The sequence below is a fragment of the Pseudomonas phytophila genome (assembly GCF_025643095.1).
In the GTDB taxonomy this organism is placed as follows: Bacteria; Pseudomonadota; Gammaproteobacteria; order Pseudomonadales; family Pseudomonadaceae; genus Aquipseudomonas; species Aquipseudomonas quasicaspiana.
This window is the reverse complement of the sequence record NZ_CP081201.1, coordinates 3,478,169-3,503,401: the sequence shown is the minus strand read 5'-3', so window position 1 is coordinate 3,503,401 and position 25,233 is coordinate 3,478,169. Positions and strand designations below refer to the sequence as shown.

General features: G+C 57.1%; 18 protein-coding genes. 13 read left to right on the top strand and 5 right to left on the bottom strand.

Annotation, left to right across the window (positions count from 1 at the left end):
- Positions 1–100: 100 nt before the first annotated feature.
- The gene (locus tag K3169_RS15890; protein ID WP_122805179.1) at positions 101–1,015 is read right to left on the bottom strand and encodes a LysR family transcriptional regulator; all 915 of its coding nucleotides are present in this window, start codon (positions 1,013–1,015) and stop codon (positions 101–103) included.
- 364 nt (positions 1,016–1,379) lie between these two features.
- On the opposite strand from K3169_RS15890, the gene K3169_RS15885 reads away from it, so the two are divergent.
- The 4 genes from K3169_RS15885 to pgm all read left to right on the top strand — a co-directional run bounded on the left by K3169_RS15885 (position 1,380) and on the right by pgm (position 9,177).
- A complete protein-coding gene (locus K3169_RS15885) occupies positions 1,380–2,408 on the top strand; it encodes a zinc-dependent alcohol dehydrogenase family protein (protein ID WP_263267135.1) in 1,029 nt (342 codons plus the stop codon).
- A gap of 640 nt (positions 2,409–3,048) precedes the next feature.
- On the top strand, positions 3,049–4,554 hold the full coding sequence (locus tag K3169_RS15880) for a hypothetical protein (RefSeq protein ID WP_231674573.1): 1,506 nt from the start codon (positions 3,049–3,051) through the stop codon (positions 4,552–4,554).
- Positions 4,555–5,104: 550 nt separating this feature from the next.
- A complete protein-coding gene (locus K3169_RS15875; RefSeq protein WP_263272305.1) occupies positions 5,105–7,405 on the top strand; it encodes an ATP-dependent DNA helicase in 2,301 nt (766 codons plus the stop codon).
- Positions 7,406–7,536: 131 nt separating this feature from the next.
- Complete coding sequence (gene pgm, locus K3169_RS15870; protein WP_231674572.1) at positions 7,537–9,177, top strand: phosphoglucomutase (alpha-D-glucose-1,6-bisphosphate-dependent); 1,641 nt, start codon at positions 7,537–7,539, stop codon at positions 9,175–9,177.
- A 350-nt stretch (positions 9,178–9,527) separates the two neighbouring features.
- Here pgm and K3169_RS15865 read toward each other — a convergent pair whose 3' ends face one another.
- Positions 9,528–10,223, bottom strand: coding sequence for a pirin family protein (locus tag K3169_RS15865; RefSeq protein ID WP_263267134.1), 696 nt, complete (start codon positions 10,221–10,223; stop codon positions 9,528–9,530).
- A 279-nt stretch (positions 10,224–10,502) separates the two neighbouring features.
- Between K3169_RS15865 and K3169_RS15860 the strand changes: the two genes are divergently transcribed.
- Positions 10,503–12,995 carry a UvrD-helicase domain-containing protein gene (locus tag K3169_RS15860; protein ID WP_263267133.1) on the top strand — a complete coding sequence of 831 codons (2,493 nt, stop codon included), beginning with the start codon at positions 10,503–10,505 and terminating at the stop codon, positions 12,993–12,995.
- A 103-nt stretch (positions 12,996–13,098) separates the two neighbouring features.
- On the opposite strand, the gene K3169_RS15855 is transcribed toward K3169_RS15860, so the two are convergent.
- Positions 13,099–13,371, bottom strand: coding sequence for a DUF1652 domain-containing protein (locus K3169_RS15855; protein WP_164581409.1), 273 nt, complete (start codon positions 13,369–13,371; stop codon positions 13,099–13,101).
- Between the two features lie 357 nt (positions 13,372–13,728).
- Here K3169_RS15855 and K3169_RS15850 point away from each other — a divergent pair, with 357 nt between their 5' ends.
- The 6 genes from K3169_RS15850 to K3169_RS15825 all read left to right on the top strand — a co-directional run bounded on the left by K3169_RS15850 (position 13,729) and on the right by K3169_RS15825 (position 21,633).
- Complete coding sequence (locus K3169_RS15850) at positions 13,729–14,847, top strand: MFS transporter (protein ID WP_122708873.1); 1,119 nt, start codon at positions 13,729–13,731, stop codon at positions 14,845–14,847.
- Between the two features lie 285 nt (positions 14,848–15,132).
- Entirely contained in the window at positions 15,133–15,813 is a 681-nt protein-coding gene (locus K3169_RS15845) for a hypothetical protein (RefSeq protein ID WP_231671879.1), read from the top strand.
- Positions 15,814–15,878: 65 nt separating this feature from the next.
- The gene (gene lexA, locus K3169_RS15840; protein WP_027898521.1) at positions 15,879–16,496 is read left to right on the top strand and encodes a transcriptional repressor LexA; all 618 of its coding nucleotides are present in this window, start codon (positions 15,879–15,881) and stop codon (positions 16,494–16,496) included.
- Complete coding sequence (imuA, locus tag K3169_RS15835; protein WP_231671925.1) at positions 16,496–17,113, top strand: translesion DNA synthesis-associated protein ImuA; 618 nt, start codon at positions 16,496–16,498, stop codon at positions 17,111–17,113. The genes lexA and imuA overlap by 1 nt, the downstream gene beginning before the upstream one ends.
- A gap of 9 nt (positions 17,114–17,122) precedes the next feature.
- Positions 17,123–18,538, top strand: a complete 1,416-nt coding sequence (locus K3169_RS15830; protein WP_263267132.1) for a Y-family DNA polymerase — start codon at positions 17,123–17,125, stop codon at positions 18,536–18,538.
- Entirely contained in the window at positions 18,535–21,633 is a 3,099-nt protein-coding gene (locus K3169_RS15825) for an error-prone DNA polymerase (RefSeq protein ID WP_263267131.1), read from the top strand. Before K3169_RS15830 ends, K3169_RS15825 begins: the two co-directional genes overlap by 4 nt.
- A gap of 133 nt (positions 21,634–21,766) precedes the next feature.
- On the opposite strand, the gene K3169_RS15820 is transcribed toward K3169_RS15825, so the two are convergent.
- On the bottom strand, positions 21,767–22,204 hold the full coding sequence (locus K3169_RS15820) for a response regulator (RefSeq protein WP_049826748.1): 438 nt from the start codon (positions 22,202–22,204) through the stop codon (positions 21,767–21,769).
- A 534-nt stretch (positions 22,205–22,738) separates the two neighbouring features.
- Between K3169_RS15820 and K3169_RS15815 the strand changes: the two genes are divergently transcribed.
- Positions 22,739–23,638 carry a polysaccharide deacetylase family protein gene (locus K3169_RS15815; RefSeq protein ID WP_231675557.1) on the top strand — a complete coding sequence of 300 codons (900 nt, stop codon included), beginning with the start codon at positions 22,739–22,741 and terminating at the stop codon, positions 23,636–23,638.
- Between the two features lie 81 nt (positions 23,639–23,719).
- Here K3169_RS15815 and K3169_RS15810 read toward each other — a convergent pair whose 3' ends face one another.
- Positions 23,720–24,808 carry an NADH:flavin oxidoreductase/NADH oxidase gene (locus K3169_RS15810; protein ID WP_027898516.1) on the bottom strand — a complete coding sequence of 363 codons (1,089 nt, stop codon included), beginning with the start codon at positions 24,806–24,808 and terminating at the stop codon, positions 23,720–23,722.
- An 84-nt stretch (positions 24,809–24,892) separates the two neighbouring features.
- On the opposite strand from K3169_RS15810, the gene K3169_RS15805 reads away from it, so the two are divergent.
- Positions 24,893–25,195, top strand: coding sequence for a winged helix-turn-helix domain-containing protein (locus tag K3169_RS15805; protein ID WP_049826745.1), 303 nt, complete (start codon positions 24,893–24,895; stop codon positions 25,193–25,195).
- The last annotated feature ends 38 nt before the right edge of the window (positions 25,196–25,233 follow it).

The window sequence follows — 25,233 nt, the reverse complement described above, 5'->3', positions numbered from 1 at the left end:
TCAGATGTGCCCCCAATGTAGCAATCCACCGGAAATGAATGGAGCTCCATGGTTTGTGGAAAGGCAGAAATGTTCAGCCGAACAGCCTGCCAGACGACGTCTAAAGACTCTCAGGGTCGCCAAAAAACATCTGAATCCGCGACCTTAACCACCTTTCACCCGGATCATTATCCTGCGACCCACGCCATGCCATGTGCAGTTCGAAGGTCTGGGTTTCGATAGGCAATGCCTCAGCTCTTACTCCGCCAGCGGCAGTCAGCACAGCCGCCGCGTAGTCGGGTACTGTGGCGACGATGTCGGTACCGGCGAGAAGGGTGGCCAGGCCGTTGAATTGCGGGACAGCGAGGACGACGTGGCGTTTGTGGCCGAGCTTCTCGAGGTGTTCGTCGATGAAACCACTCAAGTCCCCTGCAAACGAAACCAGTGCGTGCGGGCGGGAGCAGAAGTCTTCGAGGCTTAATGCGCCTGGCATGGTGTCGGCGCGTAGCAGCATGGGTTTGCTGCGGCGCAGGACTTTGCGTTTGGCGTTGGCTGGCAGGTCGCTGGTGTAGCTGACACCGATGGATATCTCGCCGGATGCCAACAGTGCGGGCATCAGGATGTAGTTGACCCGGCGGATGACCAGCACGATACCCGGTGATTCCGAACGCAGGCGTTTGAGCAGGGATGGCAGCAGGGCGAATTCCACATCGTCCGACAGGCCGATGCGGAAGACTGCGGTGCTGGTCGCCGGGTCAAACTCCGAAGCACGGCTGACGGCTGTGGAAATCGAATCAAGGGCTGGCGAGAGCAGGGCGAAGATCTCTGTTGCCCGAGCCGTCGGCTCCATGCTGCGACCTGTGCGCACAAACAACGGATCGTCAAACAGGCCACGCAAGCGCGACAGGGCAGCACTGATCGCCGGTTGGCCGAGAAAAAGCTTTTCGGCCGCACGCGTCACGCTGCGCTCATGCATCAGGGTTTCAAAGACAATGAGCAAATTGAGGTCGACGCGACGCAGGTCGTTGCGGTTCATGGCGGGAGATCTCGGCCGTTGATCAATGCGATGGTGTGCAAACAGCGGAACACTTGCAGCTGTCTGGTGAAGCAGGGTGGATCTAGCTGACACATCTCGGGCGTGAATAGTACGAGCAAACGCTACCTTTGCGCATTCATAAATTTTCGGCGCGCCAGACGTCCGGCAATGCTGCGGGTTGCATTGTCCGGCTGACATGCGAACAATGGCCGCCCATGAGCGTTTGACGATTGGCCTGGGAATATCCATGCGAAACCTATGACAATCGATGACAGACATGTCGACTATTAATAGCCACTGATAGTGTTACCGGCAGAGCCCGGATAGAGTTCATGGCATCAAGGTTTTCTAGGCGAGGTTCGAAATGTCCCGCACGATCCGTTTTCATCAGTTTGGTCCAGCCGAGGTGCTCAAGATCGAAGAGCATGCGGTCGCGTTGCCAGCACCCGGCGAGGTTCAGGTACGTGTCCAGGCGATCGGCATCAGCTGGTACGACGTGCTATGGCGGCAGAACCTGGCGCCTTCACAGGCACGGCTCCCCGCAGGTATCGGTCAGGAAATGGCCGGTGTTGTCACCGCAGTGGGTGAGGGCGTCGATGATCTGAAGGTCGGTGACAAGGTTGCCAGTTTCCCTGCGGCCGATCCGAATCAGCATCCGGTTTACGGTGAAACCATCGTTATGCCGCGTACTTCATTGACGCGTTATCCCGATGTTTTGACGCCTATTGAGGCCAGCGTGCACTACACGCCGTTGCTCGTAGCGTACTTCGCATATGTTGATCTGGCGCGGATCAAGCCTGGGCAAACAGCCTTGGTGACAGACGCCAGCCACTGTGCGGGACCTTCGTTTGTGCAGTTGGGCAAGGCATTGGGTTTGAAAGTGATTGCGGTCACCAAGACCGACGACGCTCGCGAGTACCTGCTGTCTCTGGGCGCCGACAAAGTGGTGGTGACCGAAGAGCAGGACCTGCTGATGGCCGTCAACAAGTACACGGACAATCGCGGTGTCGATGTCGTGCTCGACGGCCTGGGCGGTCCACAGATGTCGATCATGGGCGATGTGCTTGCTCCTCGTGGCAGCCTGGTGCTGTACGGCCTGCAAGGCGGTAATCAGACGCCATTCCCGGCCTGTGCAGCGTTCCAGAAAAACATTCAGTTCTTCGTACATTGCCTGGGTAATTTCACGGGCAAACCGGAACTGGGGATCACTCAGGATGACGCGGCGCTACAACGTGCGCTGCGTGACATCAATCAGCTGACTGCCGACCGGGTGCTGGAACCCCTCAAAACCCGGGTTTTTGCGTTCAGTGATGTGGTTCAGGCGCACCGCTACATGGATGGTTGCCCGATTGGTGGCCGTGCAGTGCTGGAAGTGGAAGAGTCTCAGGCCTGATCAGGCTGGTTGCTTCACCCTTGAAATGCCCTCCACGCTGGAGGGCATTTTGCTGTGTGACATTTGACTTTAGTCCGTAACCTGAACGTTATTTCAAAGCATTTAAACATTCAGCGCGTTATTGTTTGTGTGCGCAGGCAATTATTAAACGAATCTGCGAGAGCGCGGCAATACTTATGCGCTTGAGTGTGTGTTATCTGTCGCGTCTCGCTGGAGTTGAATACCTGTGTATCGAACACTCGCAAGTGCATGGTTTGAATCCCGATGTTCTGTGGGAGCGAATTCATTCGCGAAGGCGGCAGCCCTGACACACCGCATTCCCGAGTGAAATGACGCCCTCAAGGCTACCATTGCAGCGCGACGGCCTTGCGCAAAGGCTCTATGAAACACCTCAATAATTGAATTTTATAAACAGGAAATTAAACTATCACGTTTAATGTTTGCAAACTTAAACGCACTAATCTCGCCTCTTTAATTCCTGTTTCACATCTTGTAATTACCAAATTAATATCGATAATAGTTGGGTGCTTTTACCACTCAGGGAATGAGTCATGGTCAATTATGATTTTTCAAAGCTGTCCGATTTTAAACTCCTTTCTTGCAACGCACTTCGTTGGGGAATGCAAAGGAGTGCATCAGCATGAGCTCCATTCACGAACAGGCGATGAACTACGTCTATCAGCAAGTGCTGCAGCGGCTGCTGGGTTATTTTCGACGAGCAGAGCGCACGGCGCTGCAGTTGCTGATTCAGCGATTGATCGTGGCCGCAGGCGGCATTGAGCGTATTTCAAGTTTCAATGTGCTGGTGCCTTTCAGTGGCGGCAAGGACAGCGCCTATACCGTGGCGCTGCTGCGAGCGGCCCAGTTGAGCATTGCCGGGCGCGCACCTGCCACCTTCAACCTGCGTGTTGCCAACATGCGCCATGCCGGCATTACACCGGCAGTCATGGAGAATATCCAGCGGACCTACTCAGCACTGTTTCTGCATGACGACCCTCGAGTGGAACTGCTGGAGGTTGATCATCAGGTGGTCAGAGTCTTTGAGCCAGATGTGCCCATGTCCCGTGCCGGACGGGAGCAGAATCGTTCGGACATGCTGGTCAATGGTCATGTTTCTGCCGGGGACGGCCGGACCACGTTCTGCAACAGCTGTTACCTGGGCATCGCCGAGTTCTTTGAGCTGGCTACCACTTGGGGCGGCGGGGTCGATGCGGTGGTGAGTGGCGATTCGCGCAAAGAGCAAAAACAGTACGTCACGTGGGTCATGCGCCTGGCGCCCGGCACTGCGCATCGTTTCAGCGATTCGGGAAACCAGAATTTCAACACAATGTTGAGTGTTGTTGGCAGCATCAGCCAGTCCTACCAGCAGGAGCTGTATGGGACGAATGATGAGTCAGGGGATCAGTTGATCGCTCCCGTTAGCGTTACAAACAAAGCGGGGGCGCCAGCATTCATTGCCATCTCTGACCTGATCGTCAGCAATGCCGAAGAGCACTGGAAGCTGCTGACCGAATTCCTGGGGTTCCGCTTTGAGGACCTGGCGTTCAGTTTCAGTGAATCCGATTGCGCAAACCCGTTGTTGATGGCGCACATGCGCGGGTTGAAAGTGCAGTATGTCCAGGGACGCAGTTATGCCGAGGGGGTCGAGGAGTATTTGCAACTGGCCAAATCAATGATGCGTAGTAAAGGCATGCCTCAGCGCCTGATCGATCAGGCCATGAGCGCCTATGCCAGCGAGGAGGGCATTGCATCCCGTCGCGAGTTGGCAGCTACGTTTGCGCAGGAAGGTTTTGGCGTCAGCGAAGCACAGCTGATTTGCCTGCTTTTTTCACCTTTCGTCAATGAAGGGCGCGAGCTTGAGGGTTTCCTGCGGCGCCTGCATCCCGGCATGCTGGTCGCCTTGCCCGACTTGCATAAAGCCTTGCAGGGCATGGCCGCACCCGATCAGGTTCTGCAATGGCTGGGTGATATTAGCGGGCTGACCCTTGAAGGCTTGCAGAGCCTGTACCGCAAAAAACGCGTGGATTTCAACGACCCGACCTCCATCATTGCCCGGGTGCGCGCCTCTGATCCTGACAAGAGAGGGGTCATGACCGTCGACCCGCAAACGGGTGGCAATGTCGTTGAGGTGCTTTCGGGGCGTTGACCGCGCGGTCGCCTGGCCGCGAAACGCTCTCGCGGCTGAAGCTGCTCCTATCAAACAAAATGCAATCACTTGACCTGGAATGATTTTCTGTAGGAGCTCACGAGCATCGCGAGGCAGCGATTGCGTCCTGTCTGATACACCGCCATCGCGGCCTCGCGGTGCTCGTGCGCTCCTACAGATCCAATGTTTGCTGCGCGACAGCGCGGTGTCAGTAACACCGGGGCGGCTCTCGTCAAACAACGTGCAAACTGCTGGATTGAAATACATTTCCCGTAGGAGCTGCCGAAGGCCGCGAAGCATTTCTCCTGATAGACCGCGATCGCAGCCTTCGGCAGCTCCTACAGTCCAGTGTTTGCTTGGGGAATTGCGCTGCGCCAGGGCATAGATCAATCCCCAAAGATCCTTGCATAACCTGAATCATCCAGGCCCCGCCGATCCATTTGTATTTGCCAGATATAACCGGTGCTGTTATCTGTATGCCCATCCAGTACCGGCATTTCAGGTTGTGACCGTCATTTCTTCATCCATCAGTTCTGAAACAGGAAACGGGATCAGCACTCAAGAGCTGCGCTCGCTGGCGCCTGATCCCGCTGATCAGGCTCGTTATCTTGTCGCGGTGCGTGCGCTGTGCGAGTTCACCGCCAAAGCAGGCGACCTTGATCTGCGCTTCACGCCATCTCCTACCGCACAGGAAGGCATCGCGGGGCATCGCAGTGTTGCGGCGCGACGCGGTCCCGGTTATCAGTCAGAGGTTTCACTGTCGGGTGAATATCAGCAACTGAGGATTCGTGGTCGGGCCGATGGTTATGACCCGGCACTAAACCAGTTGGAGGAGATCAAGACTTACCGCGGCGAATTGTCAACGATGCCGGACAATCACCGGCAGTTGCACTGGGCGCAGGTGAAGGTCTACGGCTGGCTCCTCTGCCAGCAATTGCAGCTGGACGAAGTCAACCTGGCGCTGGTGTATTTCAACATTGTCACCGAGCAGGAAACGCTGATTCGTGAGCGCTTCACTGCGTCGATCCTGCAGGCGTTCTTTGAACAACATTGCGCCATATTTTTGCGCTGGGCAGAGCAGGAGCTGGAGCACTCCAGTGGGCGTAATCAACAGTTAAACCAGCTGAAATTTCCTCACGGGAGTTTCCGTACCGGTCAGCGTCATCTGGCGGAATCGGTTTTCAAGGCGGTCAGCACCGGCCGTTGCCTGATGGCGCAGGCGCCTACTGGTATTGGTAAAACCATTGGCACTTTGTTTCCGATGCTCAAGGCTGCGCCGACGCAGAAGCTGGACAAAGTGTTCTTCCTGACCGCCAAAACGCCTGGCCGCAAACTGGCGCTGGATGCGTTGACAGTGATCCGTACGAGTGCGCCGGAGTTGAAATTGCGCGTGCTGGAGCTGGTCGCCCGGGACAAGGCTTGCGAGCATCCGGATAAAGCCTGCAATGGCGATTCCTGCCCGCTGGCCAAGGGTTTTTATGACCGTCTGCCGGCGGCGCGCAGTGCTGCGTTGTACGCTCCCTGGCTGGACCAGGCCGGTATGCGTGATGTGGCACTTGCTCATGAGGTCTGCCCGTACTACCTCGGTCAGGAGATCGCGCGTTGGGCGGACGTGGTGATTGCTGACTACAACTACTATTTCGATCTCAGCGGCTTGTTGTTCGGGCTCAGCCAGTTCAATCAGTGGCGCGTGGCGGTGTTGGTGGACGAAGCCCACAACATGGTCGAGCGAGCCAGGCAGATGTACAGCGCCAGCCTCGATCAGCAGAACCTGAGCACGTTGCGCCAGACGGCACCCGAAGCGTTGCAGAAAACCCTGCAACGCTTGAATCGTGAATGGAATGCGCTGCACAAGGAGCAGGTTGCTCCGTATCAGGCCTATGCCGAAACCCCGGGCAAATTTCTGCAAAGCCTGAACCTGTGCGTCGCATCCATGGGGGATTATTTCAATGATCACCCTCATGCGCTGAATGGCGCGCTGCAAAGCTTTTATTTTGAGGCGATTGCGTTTGTGCGCATCGCCGAGTTGTTCGACGAGCATTTTGTGTTCGATATCAGTAAAAGGGCGCAGAGCAGCAAGCGTAGCTATTCCAGGCTGTGCCTGCGCAATGTGGTGCCTGCCCGTTTCATTCGACCCAGGCTCACAGCCGCCCGTAGCAGTGTGTTGTTCTCGGCAACCCTGAGCCCGCGTCACTACTATGCCGATCTGTTGGGCTTGCCGCCGGATACCGCGTGGATTGATGTGGAGTCGCCGTTCAGTCGCGAACAGCTGGACGTGCAGATCATCAGTCGTATTTCCACACGATTCACCCATCGTCAGGCGTCACTGGCGCCCATCGTGGAGCTTTTGTCTGAACAGTTTCAGGCTAGACCGGGCAACTATCTGGCGTTCTTCAGCAGTTTTGATTATCAGCAGCAAGTCGCGGATTTGATGCAGCAAAGCCATCCACACATCCCGATCTGGCAGCAGGCGCGGGGCATGAGTGAAAGTGATCGTCAGGGCTTTCTTGATCGTTTCACCCTGGAAAGTCAGGGCATCGGCTTTGCCGTACTGGGTGGTGCATTTGGCGAAGGCATCGACTTGCCGGGCGCGCGATTGATCGGTGCATTCATTGCGACACTGGGGCTGGCTCAACTCAACCCCGTCAATGAGCAGATCAAACAACGCATGGCTGTGTTGTTCGGCGCGGGCTACGATTACACCTACCTCTTCCCAGGGGTGCAAAAGGTCGTGCAAGCGGCGGGGCGAGTGATTCGAGGGCAGCAGGATCAAGGCGTGGTCATGCTGATCGATGATCGATTTGCCGAGCCGAAGGTGCGTCAGTTACTCCCGCGCTGGTGGCAGCTATGAACGTTCAACGACTTAGGGATCGATAGCCGAGCAACAAGGTCCAACTGCCAGTAAACTGCCGCGCCGCTGATCATTTTCTTGTGTCGTACAGCAGCCAGCATTATTTCTATTCTGCTTTTCATGGAGGTTGTATGAGTCTCAGTCCCTTCGCCGGCAAGCTGGCACCGCCTCAGTTGCTGGTCGATATTCCGCGACTGGTTACCGCTTATTACACCGGCCAGCCTGATGCATCGATTTCGACCCAACGCGTAGCGTTTGGTACTTCCGGCCACCGTGGCAGCTCGTTCGAACTCAGCTTCAACGAGTGGCACGTTCTGGCGATCAGTCAGGCGATTTGCCTGTACCGTCAGGCCAACGGCATCGACGGACCGTTGTTTCTGGGGGCTGATACACACGCCCTGTCCACGCCGGCCGCTGCCAGCGCACTGGAAGTCCTTGCCGCCAATGGTGTGCAAGTGATGATTTCCGAAGGTGACGAATACACGCCAACCCCGGCGGTTTCCCACGCGATCATCTGCTACAACCGTGGCCGCACATCCGGCCTGGCGGACGGTATCGTCATCACGCCGTCGCACAACCCGCCGGAAAGCGGTGGCTTCAAGTACAACCCTCCCAATGGCGGTCCGGCAGACAGCCATATCACCAAGTGGATTGAAGCCAAGGCCAATGAACTGCTGGCGGAAAAAATTCAGGGCGTCAGCCGTATTACTCACGAACGAGCACTGCGTGCCGACACCACCCATCGTCATGATTATTTGAATACCTATGTGGCTGACCTGAAGAACGTCATCGACATGGACGCCATTCGCGACGCAGGTCTGCGCCTGGGCGTAGACCCGTTGGGCGGTGCCGGGGTGCGTTACTGGTCGGCTATTGGCGAGCACTACGGTCTGAATCTGGATGTCGTCAACCAGTTCGTCGATCCGACGTTCCGCTTCATGAGCGTTGACTGGGACGGCCGCATTCGTATGGACCCGTCATCCAACTTTGCCATGCAGGGCCTGATTGGCCTGAAAGACAAGTATCAGGTTGCATTTGCCTGCGATCCTGATCACGACCGCCACGGGATCGTAACCCCAACGGGTGGTCTGCTGGCTCCTAACAATTACCTGGCAGTCTCTATCGACTATCTGTTCCAGAACCGTCCGGGCTGGCGTGCGGACGCAGCGGTTGGCAAAACCGTGGTCAGCAGCGGCATGATTGATCGTGTCGCTACGCGTCTTGGTCGTCGCCTGTACGAAGTGCCAGTCGGCTTCAAATTCTTTGCTGAAGGCCTGTTCGATGGTTCGTTGGGTTTTGGCGGCGAAGAAAGCGCTGGTGCGTCGTTCCTGCGCAAGGACGGCACGGTCTGGACCACTGATAAGGACGGTCTGATTCCTGCGCTTTTGGCTGCAGAGATCACTGCTCGTAAAGGTCGCGATCCCAGCGAAATTTACCAGACACTGACTGAGCAACTGGGCGAGCCGTTCTCGACACGCGTTGAAGCCAAAGCCAGCCCTGAGCAGAAAGCGGCGCTGGGCAAACTGTCGCCGGATCAGGTCAAGTCAACGGAACTGGCGGGCGAGCCGATCCTGAGCGTTCTCAGCCATGCACCGGGCAATAATCAGGCGATTGGCGGTTTGAAAGTGATGACTGGAAATGGCTGGTTTGCAGCGCGGCCATCGGGTACCGAGGACATCTACAAGATCTATGCCGAGAGTTTTATCGGCGAAGAGCACCTCAAGCGTCTTGTGGCAGAAGCTCAAGTGCTGGTGGATGCCGCGATTGCCTGATGCAAATTGAATCTGTAGGAGCTCACCTCGTAACCTCGGTGCGCTCTTGCAGGATCAATGAGGGCGGCGCTGTGTCCTGACAATGCGCTGTGGCGAAGTAAACATCGGGCACTGACTGTAGGAGTGAGCTTGCTCGCGATAGCGTCAGGCCAGACGGTAATTCCTCAAAAGGTCTACCGCTATCGCGAGCAAGCTCACTCCTACAGGGTCCGTGATCGCTGCACGACAGCACGACGTCTGGCTGACAGGGGCGCCCCTACAGAAAATGCATGTCAATTCAGTAAGTTGTTTTCCACAAAAAAGCCCGGACTCGCGAGAGTCCGGGCTTTTCATTTGCGTTTACTCAAGACTCAAGCCACGTCGACCAACACGATTTCGCTGTCTTCGATAGCCGTCACTCGCAGTACGCGCTCGTCTTCAACGGCAACGCCGTCCCGGGCGTTCGCTTGTAAACCATTGACCTCAATGCTGCCGGTCGCCGGTACCAAGTAAGCGCGTCGACCGGCATCCATCTGGTATTCGGCACTTTCGCCGGCTTTCAGGTTGGCGGCCACCAGACGTGCATCCGCTCGAATGCGCAGGCTTACGTCATCACCCGATTTGCCGCTTGCCAGGGTTACGAAACCTTCGCGATCACCTTTTGGAAACGGTTTGGCACCCCATGAAGGCGCTGCGCCGGTTTCATTGGGCATGATCCAGATCTGGAAGATCTTGGTCGCTGTCGATTCCTGGTTGTACTCGCTGTGAGCGACACCGGTCCCGGCACTCATCACCTGGACATCGCCTGCTTCGGTTCGGCCTTTATTGCCAAGGCTGTCTTCGTGAGTAATGGCGCCTTCACGAACGTAGGTGATGATTTCCATGTCCCGGTGTGGATGTTTCGGGAAGCCGGTACCGGCTTGAATCACGTCATCGTTCCAGACTCGCAGTTGACCCCAGTTCATGCGTTTTGGGTTGTAATATTCAGCGAACGAGAAATGGTGGTGTGCGTCCAGCCAGCCGTGGTTGGCGCCGCCCAGAGTGTTGAAAGGTCGTAATTGCAGCATGGTGTGGCCTCCTGTGCAGAAGCGGGCATGATGGTAGGCCCGGGCTGCTGAACGTTGTGCGGTTATCGATGGCAGCCATGATTGATCAAATAAGTATCGATAAAAAGCGTAAATACTCGCTTTAAGCTATCTGTTAATTCGATGTTTTGGATGCGGGTTATTCTCTACTTGACCTGCAGTTGATCGGCTAATTGACTGATCGAAAAGCATTTACTGGAGCTGAAAGTCGAATCGCGCGACCATAGGCGACTTTTGTTTTACCTGTGCCCTGGAGCCTGCGTGCCAGACAATCTGCCTGTTGATGTTCCCGCCCATACCGAATCCGATCTGACGCCACCCAACCAGCTGTCTCTGATCAAACGCTTGCTCTCGCGACTATTGGGGCGCGGGTTGAATCGTCTGGGCGCGCAACATCCGCCGTCCTGGACTCAAGGCCATGCCGACGGTTACCTCAACGGTCACTTGCAGGGTGTCGAAGAGGGCTACGCCGAGGGGCATCTGGACGGTATCGAAGAGGGCCGCAAGGTTCTGGTGATCCGCGACACGCGTCCGAATGAGCATCGTGGGCCGAAAGTCGATGATCATTTGTTCGATGACTGGCGTCTGCCGCTGAGCGCCGACATCAAGAAACGCATGAAAGCCGACGTCGGGCAGAAGTTACCCGCCCATGCGCAACCCAGCGCTGCGCAGTGGAAGATGATTTTCAGTGACACGCCATCGACTTACGTCATCGCCGGGGCGGGCGCGGGCAAGTCGACTTCGCTGGTGCTGCGCATCCTGCTGCTCAGTCATTACCTGGGTTTCGAACTGGACTCCATGACTGTGGTGACCTTCACCCGCGAGTCGCGCAAGGACTTCGTCAATAAACTGGTCGAGATATTTGCCTGCTGGGGTCTGAGTCTGGACCAGAAGCAGGCGCGGGATGTGGTGCGTACCTTTCACTCGCGGATTCTGCCGCTGGTGCGCAGCATGCCGGGCCTTGAGAAGCTCACTGCTTTTGAAAACCTCGGCGCTCAATCCACGGCGGGACTGGAGGAGGGTGCGGACAGCAATCCTTTTGATCTGCGCATCAATGACGCTCAGCGTCAGCAACTGAATCTCTGTTATCGCGACCTTTATGCCAGTAACGAGCGTTTTCGCGATGTGATGGCACCGCTGTACCGCCAGGCGCTGCAGCTCAAGGAGCTGGAGCGCGACCACCCCGATGTACAGAAACGGGTGACGGTCACCGAGTTGTCGGCCAAACGCGATGAAGAGCTGTGCGACACCATCGAAGACTTGTGGATTCGTGCCAGGGCCTGGCCCATCAAAGGCGTCGAACCCATGCGGCAGACTGTTGAGATCAACGGCTTTGGCTTTCATCTGCACGGCTATATCGCAGAGCTGGATGCCTGGGTGGTACTCGGCTTTGATCCCTCCGAAGACCAGCAGATGAAACGCCCGGGGGCGAAGCTGCCGATCTGGGCGGAGTGGGTCATCAAGCGCACGTTGTTTCAAGCTTTCTGCCGCAAGCCTTTGATCTGGCTGGATAACTATGAAGCGGGTAGCCGTGTGTTGCAGTCCTTGTCAGGCGCAGCAGTTGCCGGCCCGGGGTTCGATTACAAGGTCAAGGGCGATCTGAGCGCCTCGCCGTTGCTGGACAGCTTTGTTGCAGCGGCTGGCTTTATTGAAAACCTGGGGCTGGATGTGCCCGCAGCCGTTGCCGAAATGAGCTTTGCCAATAACGATCCCGACCGCTATTTCTTTGAAGCGCTAAGTTTGTTCTGGAAGGCCTTCGAACATCACTTGCTGACCCAGACGCCGCCAGTGATGACCTATAACCGGATGTTCGCCCTGTTTGGCGAGAACTCGCCGGAAAACCTCAAGTTGGTGGGCGATCATCAGCTCAGGCCATTGGCCCATTTGATGATCGATGAGTTTCAGGACGTCTCGCCGCAGATCGTTTCGTGGGTGCGCGCCTGTCTGCGTGAAATTCGGCGTCGCGGGTCTGATCTGCATATCGGGCGGACCGCGCAGCATGCCTCGCTGCTGTGTGTCGGGGATGACTGGCAATCGATCTATGGCTGGCGTGGCAGCTCACCGAAGTTCTTCATGGAGTTTCCCAAGGAGTTTCCTGCGCCTGCGACCACCAAGGTCATGCTCAGTGACAATTACCGCAGTCATCAGTACATCATTGATGCGGCCGAGCACATCGTGCGCGCGGCACCTGCCATTGCGGGCAAGAAAGCCAAAGCCAGCGGTGCGGCGCAGGAGTTGCTGCCGGTTACGGTGCTGGAGAGAGATGACGAGGCCCTGGCCGAGCGTTTGATCGAGCACTACAACGACGGCGATTCGATCCTGTTGCTGTACAGAAAGAGCAGCGATAAAGCTTTGTTATCCAGTAAGTTGCAAGCTTTAGTGAATGCAGATTATGCGTTGCCGCCTCAATCGCGTCGCTTTAAACAACTGACTTATCACAGCGCCAAAGGCCTGCAGGCTGACGCAGTATTCCTGCTGGGCGATTGTCAGCATCTGACTCACTCGCCGTACAAGAATCAGCTTTATCGTCAGGCCGGATTAGGCAATCCCGGAGATACCGATGCTTTCGACAATGCGCAGAAAGACGAGGTCCTGCGTCTGGCTTACGTGGCGATCACCCGGGCCGTGCGGCACTGCTACTGGTATATCGATGGCAGCGCGAAGGAAGGGGTGAATACGACAAAGGCTTCGGACCGGATACCGGCAGACAAGCCGTTTTTCGAGGATCGGCGAGCTCATAAGGGAAGCGTTTAGATATCGGCCCTATATCATTGATACAGCAATGTTTTTATGTGGGGGCGGTGCTTGGCTGCAGCGCAGTGCCAGCACTTATAGGAAAAGCTTTCACTAAGGTGATTCAGGTCCCTACAGCTCGCAACGGCACGAACGAATCCAGTTCTGCCTCAATGGCCTCAATAATCAGCTCCACCTCGGTCGCGTTCATCACGGTTGCGCAACGCAGACCGGCCACAGCGATGACTGTCTCGCCACTGGCCCGGTCAAACAGGCGGGCTACCATGCTGCTGGGAGCGTCCATCGTGGCTTCAAAGCCCACCGGATGGAAATACCAGCGCATCAACTGACAAGCATTGGGGAAGGTGACTTTGTTCATGAGGCCCACCTCTTTCAAACGAGCAATTGCATGGCTCAAATGGGGAGGCAAGGGAGCTGTCGAGACGGCAGCAAAAGCTGAGTGGCCGGGTATGAATCAGAGAATTCTTACGTCAGCCGGAGTGCCTTCCTGCAACATTTCCGAACAGTCCTTACGAAGAGCAAAAGTAGCACCCCTGCGGAACACTCGTAGGGATTTTTTTGCTGTAAATGGAAAATATTTCGATTTATTGATGTGAAGCATGCCTGTTATTCCTAAACGCTCTTTCGGTTATGCGCTGGCACAGAAAAAGCTATTTGCGTCGTCACAGGGTTGTCATCACCCGCCTTGAGACGGCATGCTGCGGCTCCGCTTTGTAACCGGATCTTTCTGGATATGGCTTCGGCTCCGCGCACCGTTGATGTAGCTTCCCGTCGTTCCGCAATTGTTCTGGCGCTGTGTCTACCCAGCGATGTTTTGCTGTATCTGTTACTTCCCATGCACGTTCAGGCTTTTGGTATCAGCCTCGCACAAGCGGGTGTGCTGTTGGCGGCCAATCGGCTGGTGCGGATATTCGGGTACAGCTACGTGGTGCGCTTTTACGCACGTCATGGTGATCGGCCCACAGTAATGCTGGCTGCAGCAACGGCTGCTGTTTGTGCCTTGGGCAATGCCTTCATTTCAGGCTTCTGGTGGCTACTGATTCTGCGTCTCGGGTGGGGACTCGCCTATGCAGCCATGAATCTTTCGACCCAGGTGCTGGCAACTTCGGAACTGGCGGGTGCCGCACACCGCTCGGGGCGCTCAAGGGCATTTATCGCTATCGGCCCCATGATTGCGCTGCCGTTGGGTGCTCTGATCAGCATCGAGTATGGCCCGCGTGTAATTTTCATGCTGCTGGCCGTTGCTGCACTTGTCGGCTGGTGGCTTGCACGAGGGTTGCCTGACAGCCCGCATGTCATGCCTGCCCCCACAGGTCGACGCTTTAAAGCCCCGGACAGTGTCGCCATCTGGTCATTCATCGAAGGCGTTGCGCTGGACGGTTTGTTTATCTTCAGTCTCGCTTTACAGGCGCAGACCGTGATGGGCGGGAACGGCGTTATCGTGGCAGGTGTTCTGCTGGCGCTGCGTTATGTTTCAGAGATGGTACTGAGTCCTGTTGGCGGTCGTGCTGCGGACCACTTTGGCGCCGTGCGCATGCTGGTGGTCTGCTCTCTGTTGACGTGTCTTGCACTCATCGCATTCGGCTCTCACTGGTTGATACTGGGCGCAGGCGGGGTGCTGGTTCTACGTGCCGTGCAACTGCCGCTGGTGACGACGCTTGTTGCCCAGCGCAACCCCGGGCCTGACCGCGTACAGGCATTGGCCGCCAATGCTGTGTGGCGGGATATCGGTGCGGGCATCGGGCCTTTGTTGGCGGGATTATTGTTACCTGTGACATCGGCGGTATGGGTGTATGCTCTGGCAGGTCTGGCGGTAGCGCTCAGTGCCGTATTTTGCGGGCTTCGCAAGTAGAAGACCGAAGCAGGCTCAGTGTTTTGTTCGGGAGAAAACACGCATTCAATGACACCTTATCCTTTGATTTCTCGGACTTTTGAGGGCTTCCCGTGAAACCTTAGGGGCGATTTTGACTCCTATGGGCACGTCAACAAGATCGAAACATGTGCGCGTTAGGCTGTGGGGCGTATCAGGGACACGCTTCGGAGTGCTCGAAGAAGGGAGTTGCACGGGGTAGCTGACCCGGTCAGGGAGGCATTTCACGCTACGCACCTCACTACTGCACATCAGAATCAGAGACCCATGAAAATTTCAAAATTCCCCATCCTCAGCCGGTTTCAGCGCCGCTGTGCCTGGCTTTTTGTTCCTGCCGCACTGGTCGCATCCTCTATCGCACTGTTCAGCCTGGGCAAAGGCGTACATGCCGAACCCAAGAATGGTGTTCAGACACTGGTATTCATGCGCCATGCGGAGAAACCTTCCATGGGTCTTGGGCAACTCAATTGCCAGGGCCTGAACCGCGCCATTGATCTGTCCGAGTTGCTGCCGCGACAATTCGGTAAAGCCAATTTCATTTTTGCCGCCAACCCCAGCCGTCATGTAGAAGAGGGCGAGGGTGATCTCTCCTATAGCTACCTGCGGCCATTGATGACGGTTGGCCCGAGCGCCATCAAACTGGGTCTGCCAGTCAATATTGACTACGGTGCCAATGACACCGGCGCGCTGGCTGATGAGTTGATGCGCGACAAGTATCACGATGCAACCATCTATACGGCCTGGTCCCACGGTTATCTGCCCGAATTGATCAATAAGGTGGCCGAGGAGGCTTCCGGGAAGAAAATCAAACTTCTGGATGACTGGACCGGTGATGACTTCGATTCAGTGCTGGTCCTGACCCTCAGATGGGTTAACGGCAAAGCTTCGCTGGAATACGAGAACTACAAGCAAGGACTGAACAACGGTGCCGAGGGTTGCCCGAGCTGATTTTTCGAGAGTCGCAAGACTCGGCGACCAAATGCTCTAGCCACAGATAATGCAATGGAGTACAAATGTGCTCCATGAGCACATTATCTCCCAAACGCAGCGCCATCCTGACCTTCATCCGCGACCGTATCGCGCAGCAAGGTCAATCCCCGAGCCTGGCCGAAATCTCCGAAGCCTTTGGTTTTGCTTCGCGCAGTGTGGCCCGCAAACACATTATCGCCCTGACCGAAGCGGGCCTGATTGAGGTTATGCCCAATCAGGCTCGGGGTATTCGCCTGATTCAGTCCGCACCGCGTCCCGAATTGCTGGAAATCCCCGTCATGGGCCGTGTGGCTGCGGGCATGCCGATCGGGCCGGATGTGGACTACCACGATACCTTGCTGCTGGACCGCAGTACCTTCTCCCGCGTTCCTGATTACCTGCTGCGTGTTCAGGGGGACTCGATGATCGAGGATGGCATCCTTGACGGCGACCTGGTGGGCGTACACCGCAGCAGCGATGCCCATGACGGTCAGATCGTGGTGGCACGACTCGACGGTGAAGTGACGATCAAACGGCTGCAAAAGGGCCACGATGCCTTTGTTTTGCTGCCGCGTAATCCGGCCTATGCACCCATCGTGGTAGAGGCAGATCAGGATTTTGCCATTGAGGGTGTGTTCTGTGGTCTGGTGAGGCGTGCATGATGGGCGCCGTGGTCAGTCTCGATGCGCTGCTCGACGAGCGCCGGGTCTGGAAAGGCCGGCAGCCCGCAGCGCCCGTCGGCTTGCAGCCTACTGGCCATTCAGCGCTGGACAACGTCTTGCCTGCGGGCGGCTGGCCAGCGTCGGCACTCAGCGAGATCCTGATCGCGGCCGATGGCAGTGGTGAGTTGCGTCTGCTGTGGCCGACACTGGCCAGACTGACCGACAGCGGCGAACGTGTGGTGCTCGTGGCGCCTCCTTACATTCCTTATCCCCAGGCCTGGCTGGCGGCCGGGATAGACATGCGTCAGGTCAGCCTGGTCCAGGCCAGTGATCGTGATGCGCTGTGGGCTGTCGAGCAATGTCTGCGCTCTGGCAGTTGCGGGGCTGTGCTGTGCTGGCCACGTCAGGCCGATGATCGCGCCCTGCGCCGGTTGCAAGTCGCCGCCGAGACGGGGCAGACCCTGGCTTTCGCCTGTCGGCCCATGACGGCGTTGCACAACCCGTCACCCGCAGCCTTGCGAATCGCCATCGATACCCGGCCTGAGCAATTGCGTGTACTCAAATGCCGTGGCGGTCTGGCACCGGTTTCTCCCATTCCGTTCTCTACTGACGCCTGAGGTTCGCCTATGTTGTGGGCCTGTGTCTTGCTGCCACAAATGGCACTGGACGGCGTCATGCGCCGTCGTTCCGAGCCTGATGAACCACTGGCGCTGGTGAGCGGTAGTGCGCAGCGACGCATCCTGCAAGCAATCAACCCGGCGGCTCGGGCACTTGGCCTGCGCTCCGGTCAGTCGCTGACCAGTGCGCAGGTGCTGGTCAGGGATTTCGCCACGGTCGAATACGATCCTGCCGAAACCGAACGCCTGCACCGGTTATTGGCTGCCTGGGCCTATCGTTTCAGCTCGCAGGTCAGCCTGAAGTATCCGCGGGTTTTGCTGATGGAGATCGAGTCCAGCCTGGGCCTGTTCGGTCCATGGCCGGTGTTTGAAGCGCGACTGCGCCAGGAGCTGAGCTCGCTGGGCTTCAGCCATCGCATCGTCGTCGCCCCCAACCCCGTGGCGGCGCGGATGTTGGCCAATGCCCATGATGGACTGGCCGTCACATGCCCCCGCGATCTACGCCAGAAGCTTGAGCAAATGCCCCTGGACCGTGTGGGTCTGAGTCGTGAAGTCGCCGTAGCGCTGTCCCGTATGGGCTTACGCAACCTGCGTCAGGTATTGGGCTTGCCACGCGACACCCTGGCCCGACGTTTCCCGGCGCAGGTCCTGCAGCATCTGGATTCACTGTTGGGCGAGCGTCCGGTTGCCCTGGAGTGTTATGTGCCTCCGGATTATTTCGACGTGCGCATCGAGCTGAATTTCGATGTGGAGTCTCATCAGGCATTACTGTTTCCCCTCAAACGCCTCATTGCCGATCTGGCCGCATTCCTCGCCGGGCGTGACAGTGGCGTGCAGCGTTTTGGCCTGTATCTTGAGCATAACGAAGGGCCGGACAGCGTTGTGTCTGTCGGGTTGCTCAGTGCCGAGCGTGAGGCGGGCATGCTGTTTGAGTTGGCCAGAGGCAGGCTTGAGCAAATCCAGGTGACATCACCCGTGAAGGCCGTACGCTTGCTGGCCCGGGATCTGCCAGCTTTTGTGCCTGCCCATCGGGAGCTTTTCGATGAGCGCCCACAACAGGCTTTGCCCTGGGAGCAACTGCGCGAACGATTGCGGGCTAGATTGGGCGATGATTCGGTCAATGCATTGCAGATGCATGCCGACCATCGCCCTGAATGCGCATGGCAACGTAACGTGCTGACCAAGGCCAGGCCCGATGCGCCCACAGTCCCCAGGCCGGGTTGGTTATTACCTGAGCCGCAGCCGTTACAGGGCGTAGGCACTCGCATTCTTGCCGGCCCCGAGCGCATCGAATCGGGTTGGTGGGATGGTGGCGATGTGCGGCGCGATTACTTTCTGGTTGAAACGCGCAGCGGACAACGTGGCTGGGCTTATCGTCCTGTTGGCGCGCAAGGCGACCTGTTACTGCACGGCTGGTTTGCATGAGCGACCACTATGCCGAACTGCACTGCCTGTCGAACTTCAGTTTCCAGCGCGGGGCATCCAGTGCCATAGAGCTGTTCGAGCGCGCCAAAGCTCATGGCTATTCGGCACTGGCGATCACCGATGAGTGCACCCTCGCCGGAATCGTCCGCGCCTGGCAGGCCGCGAAAAAAACTGAATTACCCTTGATCGTCGGTAGCGAAATACAGATCGCTGACGGCCCCAAGGTTGTTCTGCTGGTGGAAAACCTTCAGGGCTATCAGGCGCTTTGCCAGTTGATCACCGTAGGCCGACGCAGAGCCAAAAAGGGGCAATATCAACTCTTTCGTAACGACTTCAGCCAGCCAATGCCAGGGCTGCTGGCGTTGTGGGTTCCGGATACCGGGCTGGCGGCCAGCGCCCTGGAAGAGCAAGGCCGGTGGCTGAGCAGCCATTTTGCGGATGTATTGTGGCTAGCCGTTGAGTTGCATTGTGGGCCCGATGATCGGCATCGTCTGGAAACACTGCTGGCTCTGGCGCAAACCCTGCAGATTCCAGCCGTCGCCAGCGGTGACGTGCACATGCACGCGCGGGGTCGACGGGCCTTGCAAGACACCATGACCGCTATCCGACATCACACTACCGTGGCCGAGGCAGGTCATCATCTGTTTGCCAATGGCGAGCGTCATTTGCGTTCGCCCGGAGTTCTGTCAGCGCTCTATCCTGAAGCTCTGCGGGCTGAAACTGCACGCATTGCCCGGCGCTGCTGCTTCGATTTGAAACAGTTGAAGTACGAGTATCCCCACGAACTGGTGCCAGCCGGGCACACGTCTACTTCGTGGTTGCGGGAAAAGACCGAGGAAGGTGTGCGCAAGCGTTGGCCACTTGGGCTATCAGTCGAAACCCGGGCACAGATCGAAAAGGAACTGGGCCTTATCAGCGAGATGAAGTTCGACAGCTATTTTCTGACGGTTCACGACATCGTCCAGTTCGCTCGCAGCCGCCACATCCTTTGTCAGGGCCGTGGCTCTGCGGCCAACTCGGTGGTCTGCTTTGCATTGGGTATCACCGAACTGAACCCGGAAAAAAGCAACCTGCTGTTCGAGCGCTTCATTTCAAAGGAGCGTAATGAGCCGCCGGATATCGATGTGGACTTCGAGCATGAGCGTCGTGAAGAAGTCTTGCAGTACGTATTTCAACGCTATGGCCGGGGCAGGGCAGCGCTGACGGCTGTGGCGAGTACTTACCACGGCACGGGCGCGGTACGTGATGTCGCCAGAGTGCTGGGGTTACCGGCTGATCAGATCAATGCGCTGGCCGATTGTTTCAGCAGTTGGAGCGATGAGCTGCCATCGGCGGAGCGCCTGCGTGAAAGCGGTTTCGATCCGCAAACGCCGATCCTACATCGGGTACTGACACTGACCGGCGAACTGATTGGCTTTCCCCGGCATCTGTCGCAGCACCCCGGTGGTTTTGTGATTTCCGAACATCCGCTCAACACCCTGGTGCCGGTTGAAAACGCCGCTATGGCTGATCGAACCATCATCCAGTGGGACAAGGACGATCTGGACGCCGTCGGCTTGCTCAAGGTCGATATTCTGGCGTTGGGCATGCTCAGCGCGTTGCGTCGCACCTTTGATCTTGTGCGCCGTTATCGGGGTAATGACTGGACCCTCGCGACACTTCCGGTGGACGATTCGACCACCTATGAAATGATCAGTCGTGCGGACACCATCGGCGTTTTTCAGATTGAATCCCGTGCGCAGATGGCGATGCTGCCCCGTATGCAGCCCAGGGAGTTTTACGATCTGGTAATCGAGGTGGCCATTGTCCGGCCGGGGCCGATTCAGGGCGATATGGTTCATCCTTATCTGCGCAGGCGCAATGGCGAAGAGAAAGTGACCTATCCGCCCAGACTGGAGAAAGTCTTCAAGCGTACCCTGGGCGTACCATTGTTTCAGGAGCAGGTGATGGAGGTGGCGATCATCGCTGCGGACTATTCGCCCGGCGAGGCGGATGAATTACGCCGCTCGATGGCCGCCTGGAAGCGTCACGGCGGGTTGGAGCCACATCGGGTGCGTCTCGCCGAGCGAATGACTGCGAATGGTTATGAGCCTGCCTTTATTCAGCGAATCTTCGAGCAGATCAAAGGCTTTGGCAGCTACGGGTTTCCGGAGTCTCATGCCGCCAGTTTTGCCTTGCTGACTTACGCCAGTTGCTGGTTGAAGTGCCATGAACCTGCGGCCTTTGCCTGTGCGCTGATCAACAGCTGGCCGATGGGCTTCTACAGTCCAGATCAAATCCTGCAAGACGCGCGTCGTCACCACATCGAAATTCGTCCGGTCGACGTGCGCTATAGCAACTGGGATTGCTCTCTTGAGCCTGTAGATCATCCTGACCGGAACCGCTCCCTGGCATTACGCATGGGGCTACGCATGGTTCGAGGTTTTCGCGAAGAAGATGGTCAGCGGATTGAAGCGGCCAGAGCGCGAAGTGCTTTAGTGGACGCGACTGACTTGAGTCAGCGCGCGGGGCTGGGCGCTCGGGCGCTGGAGCAACTGGCTGATGCCGGAGCCTTGCGTGGCCTGATCGGGCATCGTCATCGGGCCCGCTGGGAAGTCGCGGGTGTTGAGGCACAACGCCCCTTGTTCGGCCCGGAGCACAGTGTCGTGGAAACGCAGGTTGCATTGCCATTGCCGACAGTCGCCCAGGACTTGATGGCTGATTACGCCACGACTGGCACCACGCTGGGCCCACATCCGTTGGCGATGTTGCGCCGACAGTTGTCTGCCAAACGGTTTCGCAGCTCAAAAGACCTGTTGGACCTCGAACATGGCCGCACGTTAAGCGTTGCCGGGCTTGTGATCGGTCGCCAGCGTCCTGGAACAGCCAGCGGCGTGACCTTCGTAACCCTTGAGGACGAGTTTGGAATGGTTAACGTAGTGGTCTGGCGCGATCTGGCCGAACGGCAGCGCAAAGTGCTTGTGGATTCGCAACTGCTTCAGGTATTTGGTCGTCTCGAGTCGCAGGGCGGCGTGCGCCACCTGATTGCTCAACGTCTATACAACTTGACGCCGTTGCTGACAGGGCTGGATATACGCAGTCGGGACTTTAAATAAACCATCTGCCAGCCATTCGGCGTGTTGATTGAAGGGCAGGGTGCCGACTGGCTGGCAGATGATTTAACGTCTTGCAACGGCCTTCAAGGTTTTGAGATCTGAAAGGCAGTTCGGGAATTTCAGGCTGCGTTTTTCAGCGAGACTCGCTGGCGGGTACGGTCAGTGGAGCTTTACTGGCGCTTAGCGTCTCGTCGACACCATCAAGCAATTGGGAAATGGTCCAGGGTTTGGCGATAAACAGAACATCCGCAGGCAACTGGTCGCTACCCGGTGTTCCATGCCCTGACATAACAACTATGGGGATGCCCCATTTGGTTGCAACCATATTCGCCAAAGCAATGCCATCCATGCTGCCGGGCATGCGTACGTCGGTCAGCAGTAGCGAGACATCCGCCGCATGCTTCTCGAGATACTCAACCGCCTGATCGGCATTTTCCACAGACTCAGTCCTGAAGCCGCCCTCGAACTCCAGAATCTCCTGCACAAAGTCCCGGATCATCGGTTCGTCTTCGACGATCAAGATCAGATCCTGGTTTTGCGAGGACTCCCCATACTGCGGTGATTGAGTCATTTTTCCCTTCCTCAGCCTCATACATTAAAAATCGGGAAGCACAGCAACGTGGATCCATTTTGTTGCTCCCCGATATCTGAACAAAACAAACCCGAAAAAATTCATTTTTTTATAAAAATCGACGAGTTGCAGACAGTCGGTTTGTTTATCTCTGCCTGAAAAGGGCAAAAACATCCGTTAAAGCCATTCAGGCAGGAAAGTTATCACGATTGGAATCAACCAGAGTCATGAAATAAAGCAGAAGTGGATGGACCTGTGAACTGGATCAGAACCGGGCACGATTATTCGGGTTGAATGAATACTCTTGCAGGAGTGAGCTTGCTCGCGATGGCGTCAGGCCAGACGGTAATGTATTGGCAGGTCTACCGTTATCGCGAGCAAGCTCACTCCTACAGATCCTGTCCTCGGTATGTCCGGGGCCAGGCGATAACGTACGTGGCACAGGCATCCAGCACTACACAGCTAAATGGCCTACGTATACACTCGCTTTCTTTGCCATCATCCCGCGCCTCCGTCACCCGGAATACCCCGTCAATGCGAAGTCTCTGTGCTGTTTTGTCCGGGTTAATCCTGTCAGTGGTGCTCGTCGGGTGTATTGCAACGCCTGTTCCTCTGACTCAGCAAACCCGGGAACGCTTGAGCCAGCAAGCGCCGATCCGTTTTGTTGTGACCTTCGATGATGGTCCGAGTGCATCCAGCCTGGCCAATCCGACGATTCAAGTGCTGCACAGTCTTGCGCAGAACCCTGTGCAGAACGATATCAAAGCGGTTTTCTTCGTTCAGACTGGTGCCACGCGCGCGGGCAACAGTGACCGTGGTCGCAGAATCATGCGCCGTGAAGCCGCTGCGGGGCACATCCTGGGGTTTCATTCGGGCACGCCCGGACACACCAACCACCGCACCCTGAGTGACGAAGTACTGGAACAATCCCTGCAACAGGGCAGCGCGATCATCGCGTCAAACATGGGCAGCCCGCCGACGTTACTCCGCCCACCGTTCTGGAACTACGATCAGCGTACGTTTGCCGCGTACCAGCGGCATGGGATGCAGGTGCTGTTGACCGATATCAGCGCCAATGACGGAAAAATCTGGGGTTTCAACGCCAGCCCGCGCCGACGTGCCCACATGCTCAGGGAAATGTCTGAAGTGCGCGAGCGTGTTGCCAGCGGTGAGTTTCACGCTGTAGATGGCGCCATTCCGATTGTGGTGACCTTTCATGACCTGAATCGATACACCGCACGGCATACCCGGGAATACCTGCAGATTTTGTTGGACAGCGCTCAGACAACCGGCCTGCAAGTTGCCCCCAAGCCGTTTTACGATGACCGCGCCGAGCTGCAACGAGCTGCACTGTCCCGAACCGTACCCACCAGCGCTGTAGCTGTTCACTTGCCTGGAGTGTGGGGCTGGGTCTGGGATAACGATTCCAGATAACGACATTCAGCCGCTAAAAAGCAGAAAGGCGACACCATGGTCGCCTTTCTGCTTTTAGCCTGTCGCTAGTATTACTGACGCTTAGTAGCGCTCAAGCCAGTGAGCGTAAGGCGCAGGCAATGTCCAGGACGCGCGATCAATGCCCAGTTCTTTAGCCGCGAAATAAGCCCAGTGCGGGTTGGCCAGGTGAGCCTTGCCGACCATGACCAGATCCAGTTGACCGTCTTTGACCGCTTGCTCGGCGATGCCCGGGAAACCAAAGCCCCATGCAGACGAAACCGGAATGTCGGCCTCGCGCCTTACACGCTCGGCGATAGGTCCCATGAACGCTGGAGCCCAGGGAATGTTGGCATCGGGAATGGAGAAGCCAATGCTGACACTCAGCATGTCCAGGCCGGCCGCTTTGAACTGGCGGGTCAATTCGATGGATTCCAGCAGCGTCTGTTCGTCGCGGCCATCAAATTCCAGCACGCCAAAACGTGCGGTCAGCGGCAGATGCTCTGGCCAGACCTCACGGACGGCTGCCAGGGTTTCCAGCAGGAAACGGCTGCGGTTTTCAAAACTGCCGCCGTAGGCATCTTCACGGTGGTTGGAGTGTTCGGAGAAGAACGACTGAGCCAGGTAACCGTGAGCGAAGTGCAGTTCCAGCCACTCAAAACCGGCATCTCGGGCGCGACGGGCTGCGGCGACGAAATCCTCGCGAACACGGGCAATGTCGTCCAGCGTCATGGCCGTTGGCTGTTTTGACAAGTGAGCGCCGAAGGCAATGGAGGAGGGCGCGATGGTCTGCCAGCCGCGAGCATCATCAGCCGCGATGTGATCATCGCCTTCCCATGGACGGTTGGCGCTGGCTTTGCGACCTGCGTGGGCAATCTGAATGCCGGGCACTGAACCTGCTGCCTTGATGGCCTGCACGACCGGTACAAACGCTTGAGCCAGTTCGTCGTTCCAGATCCCGGTGCAGCCCGGAGTAATCCGGCCTTCAGGCGAAACAGCGGTCGCTTCGACGATCACCAGGCCTGCACCGCCGCGCGCGAGGGCGGCCAGATGCACCTGATGCCATTCGTTGATCAGGCCGTCTACTGCGGAATATTGGCACATCGGCGGAACCGCAATCCGGTTGCGCAACGTGATGTCTTTCAGGGTGTAGGGTTGGAATAGCGCGGACATTGAACAGACCTCGGATGACGTTTCGTTTGTTCGATACTATTCGAACAATGGCTGTTCGGTAAAGCCCCGTGTATGATTCACCCCATGCGCCCATTCAAACATCCCCCCGCCAGCGACTTCGAACTCGAGCGAGTGTTTTACGCCCTGAGCGATCCGGTTCGCCTGGAGATAGTCCGTTATTTAGGCAGCGTGCCTCAGGCCACGTGTGGCGAGCTTGACGGTGGAAGACCCAAGTCGAGTATGTCCCATCATTTTCGGGTGCTGCGTGATGCAGGCCTGGTCATGACCCAGAACGTGGGCACCACGCACATGAACTCGCTACGCACTGATGATCTGGAAGACCGTTTTCCGGGGCTGATGGCCGCGATCCTTGCCCAAAGGGCCTGAAGATTTAAACGATAGAAAGGCCTGACCCATCTGGCCGG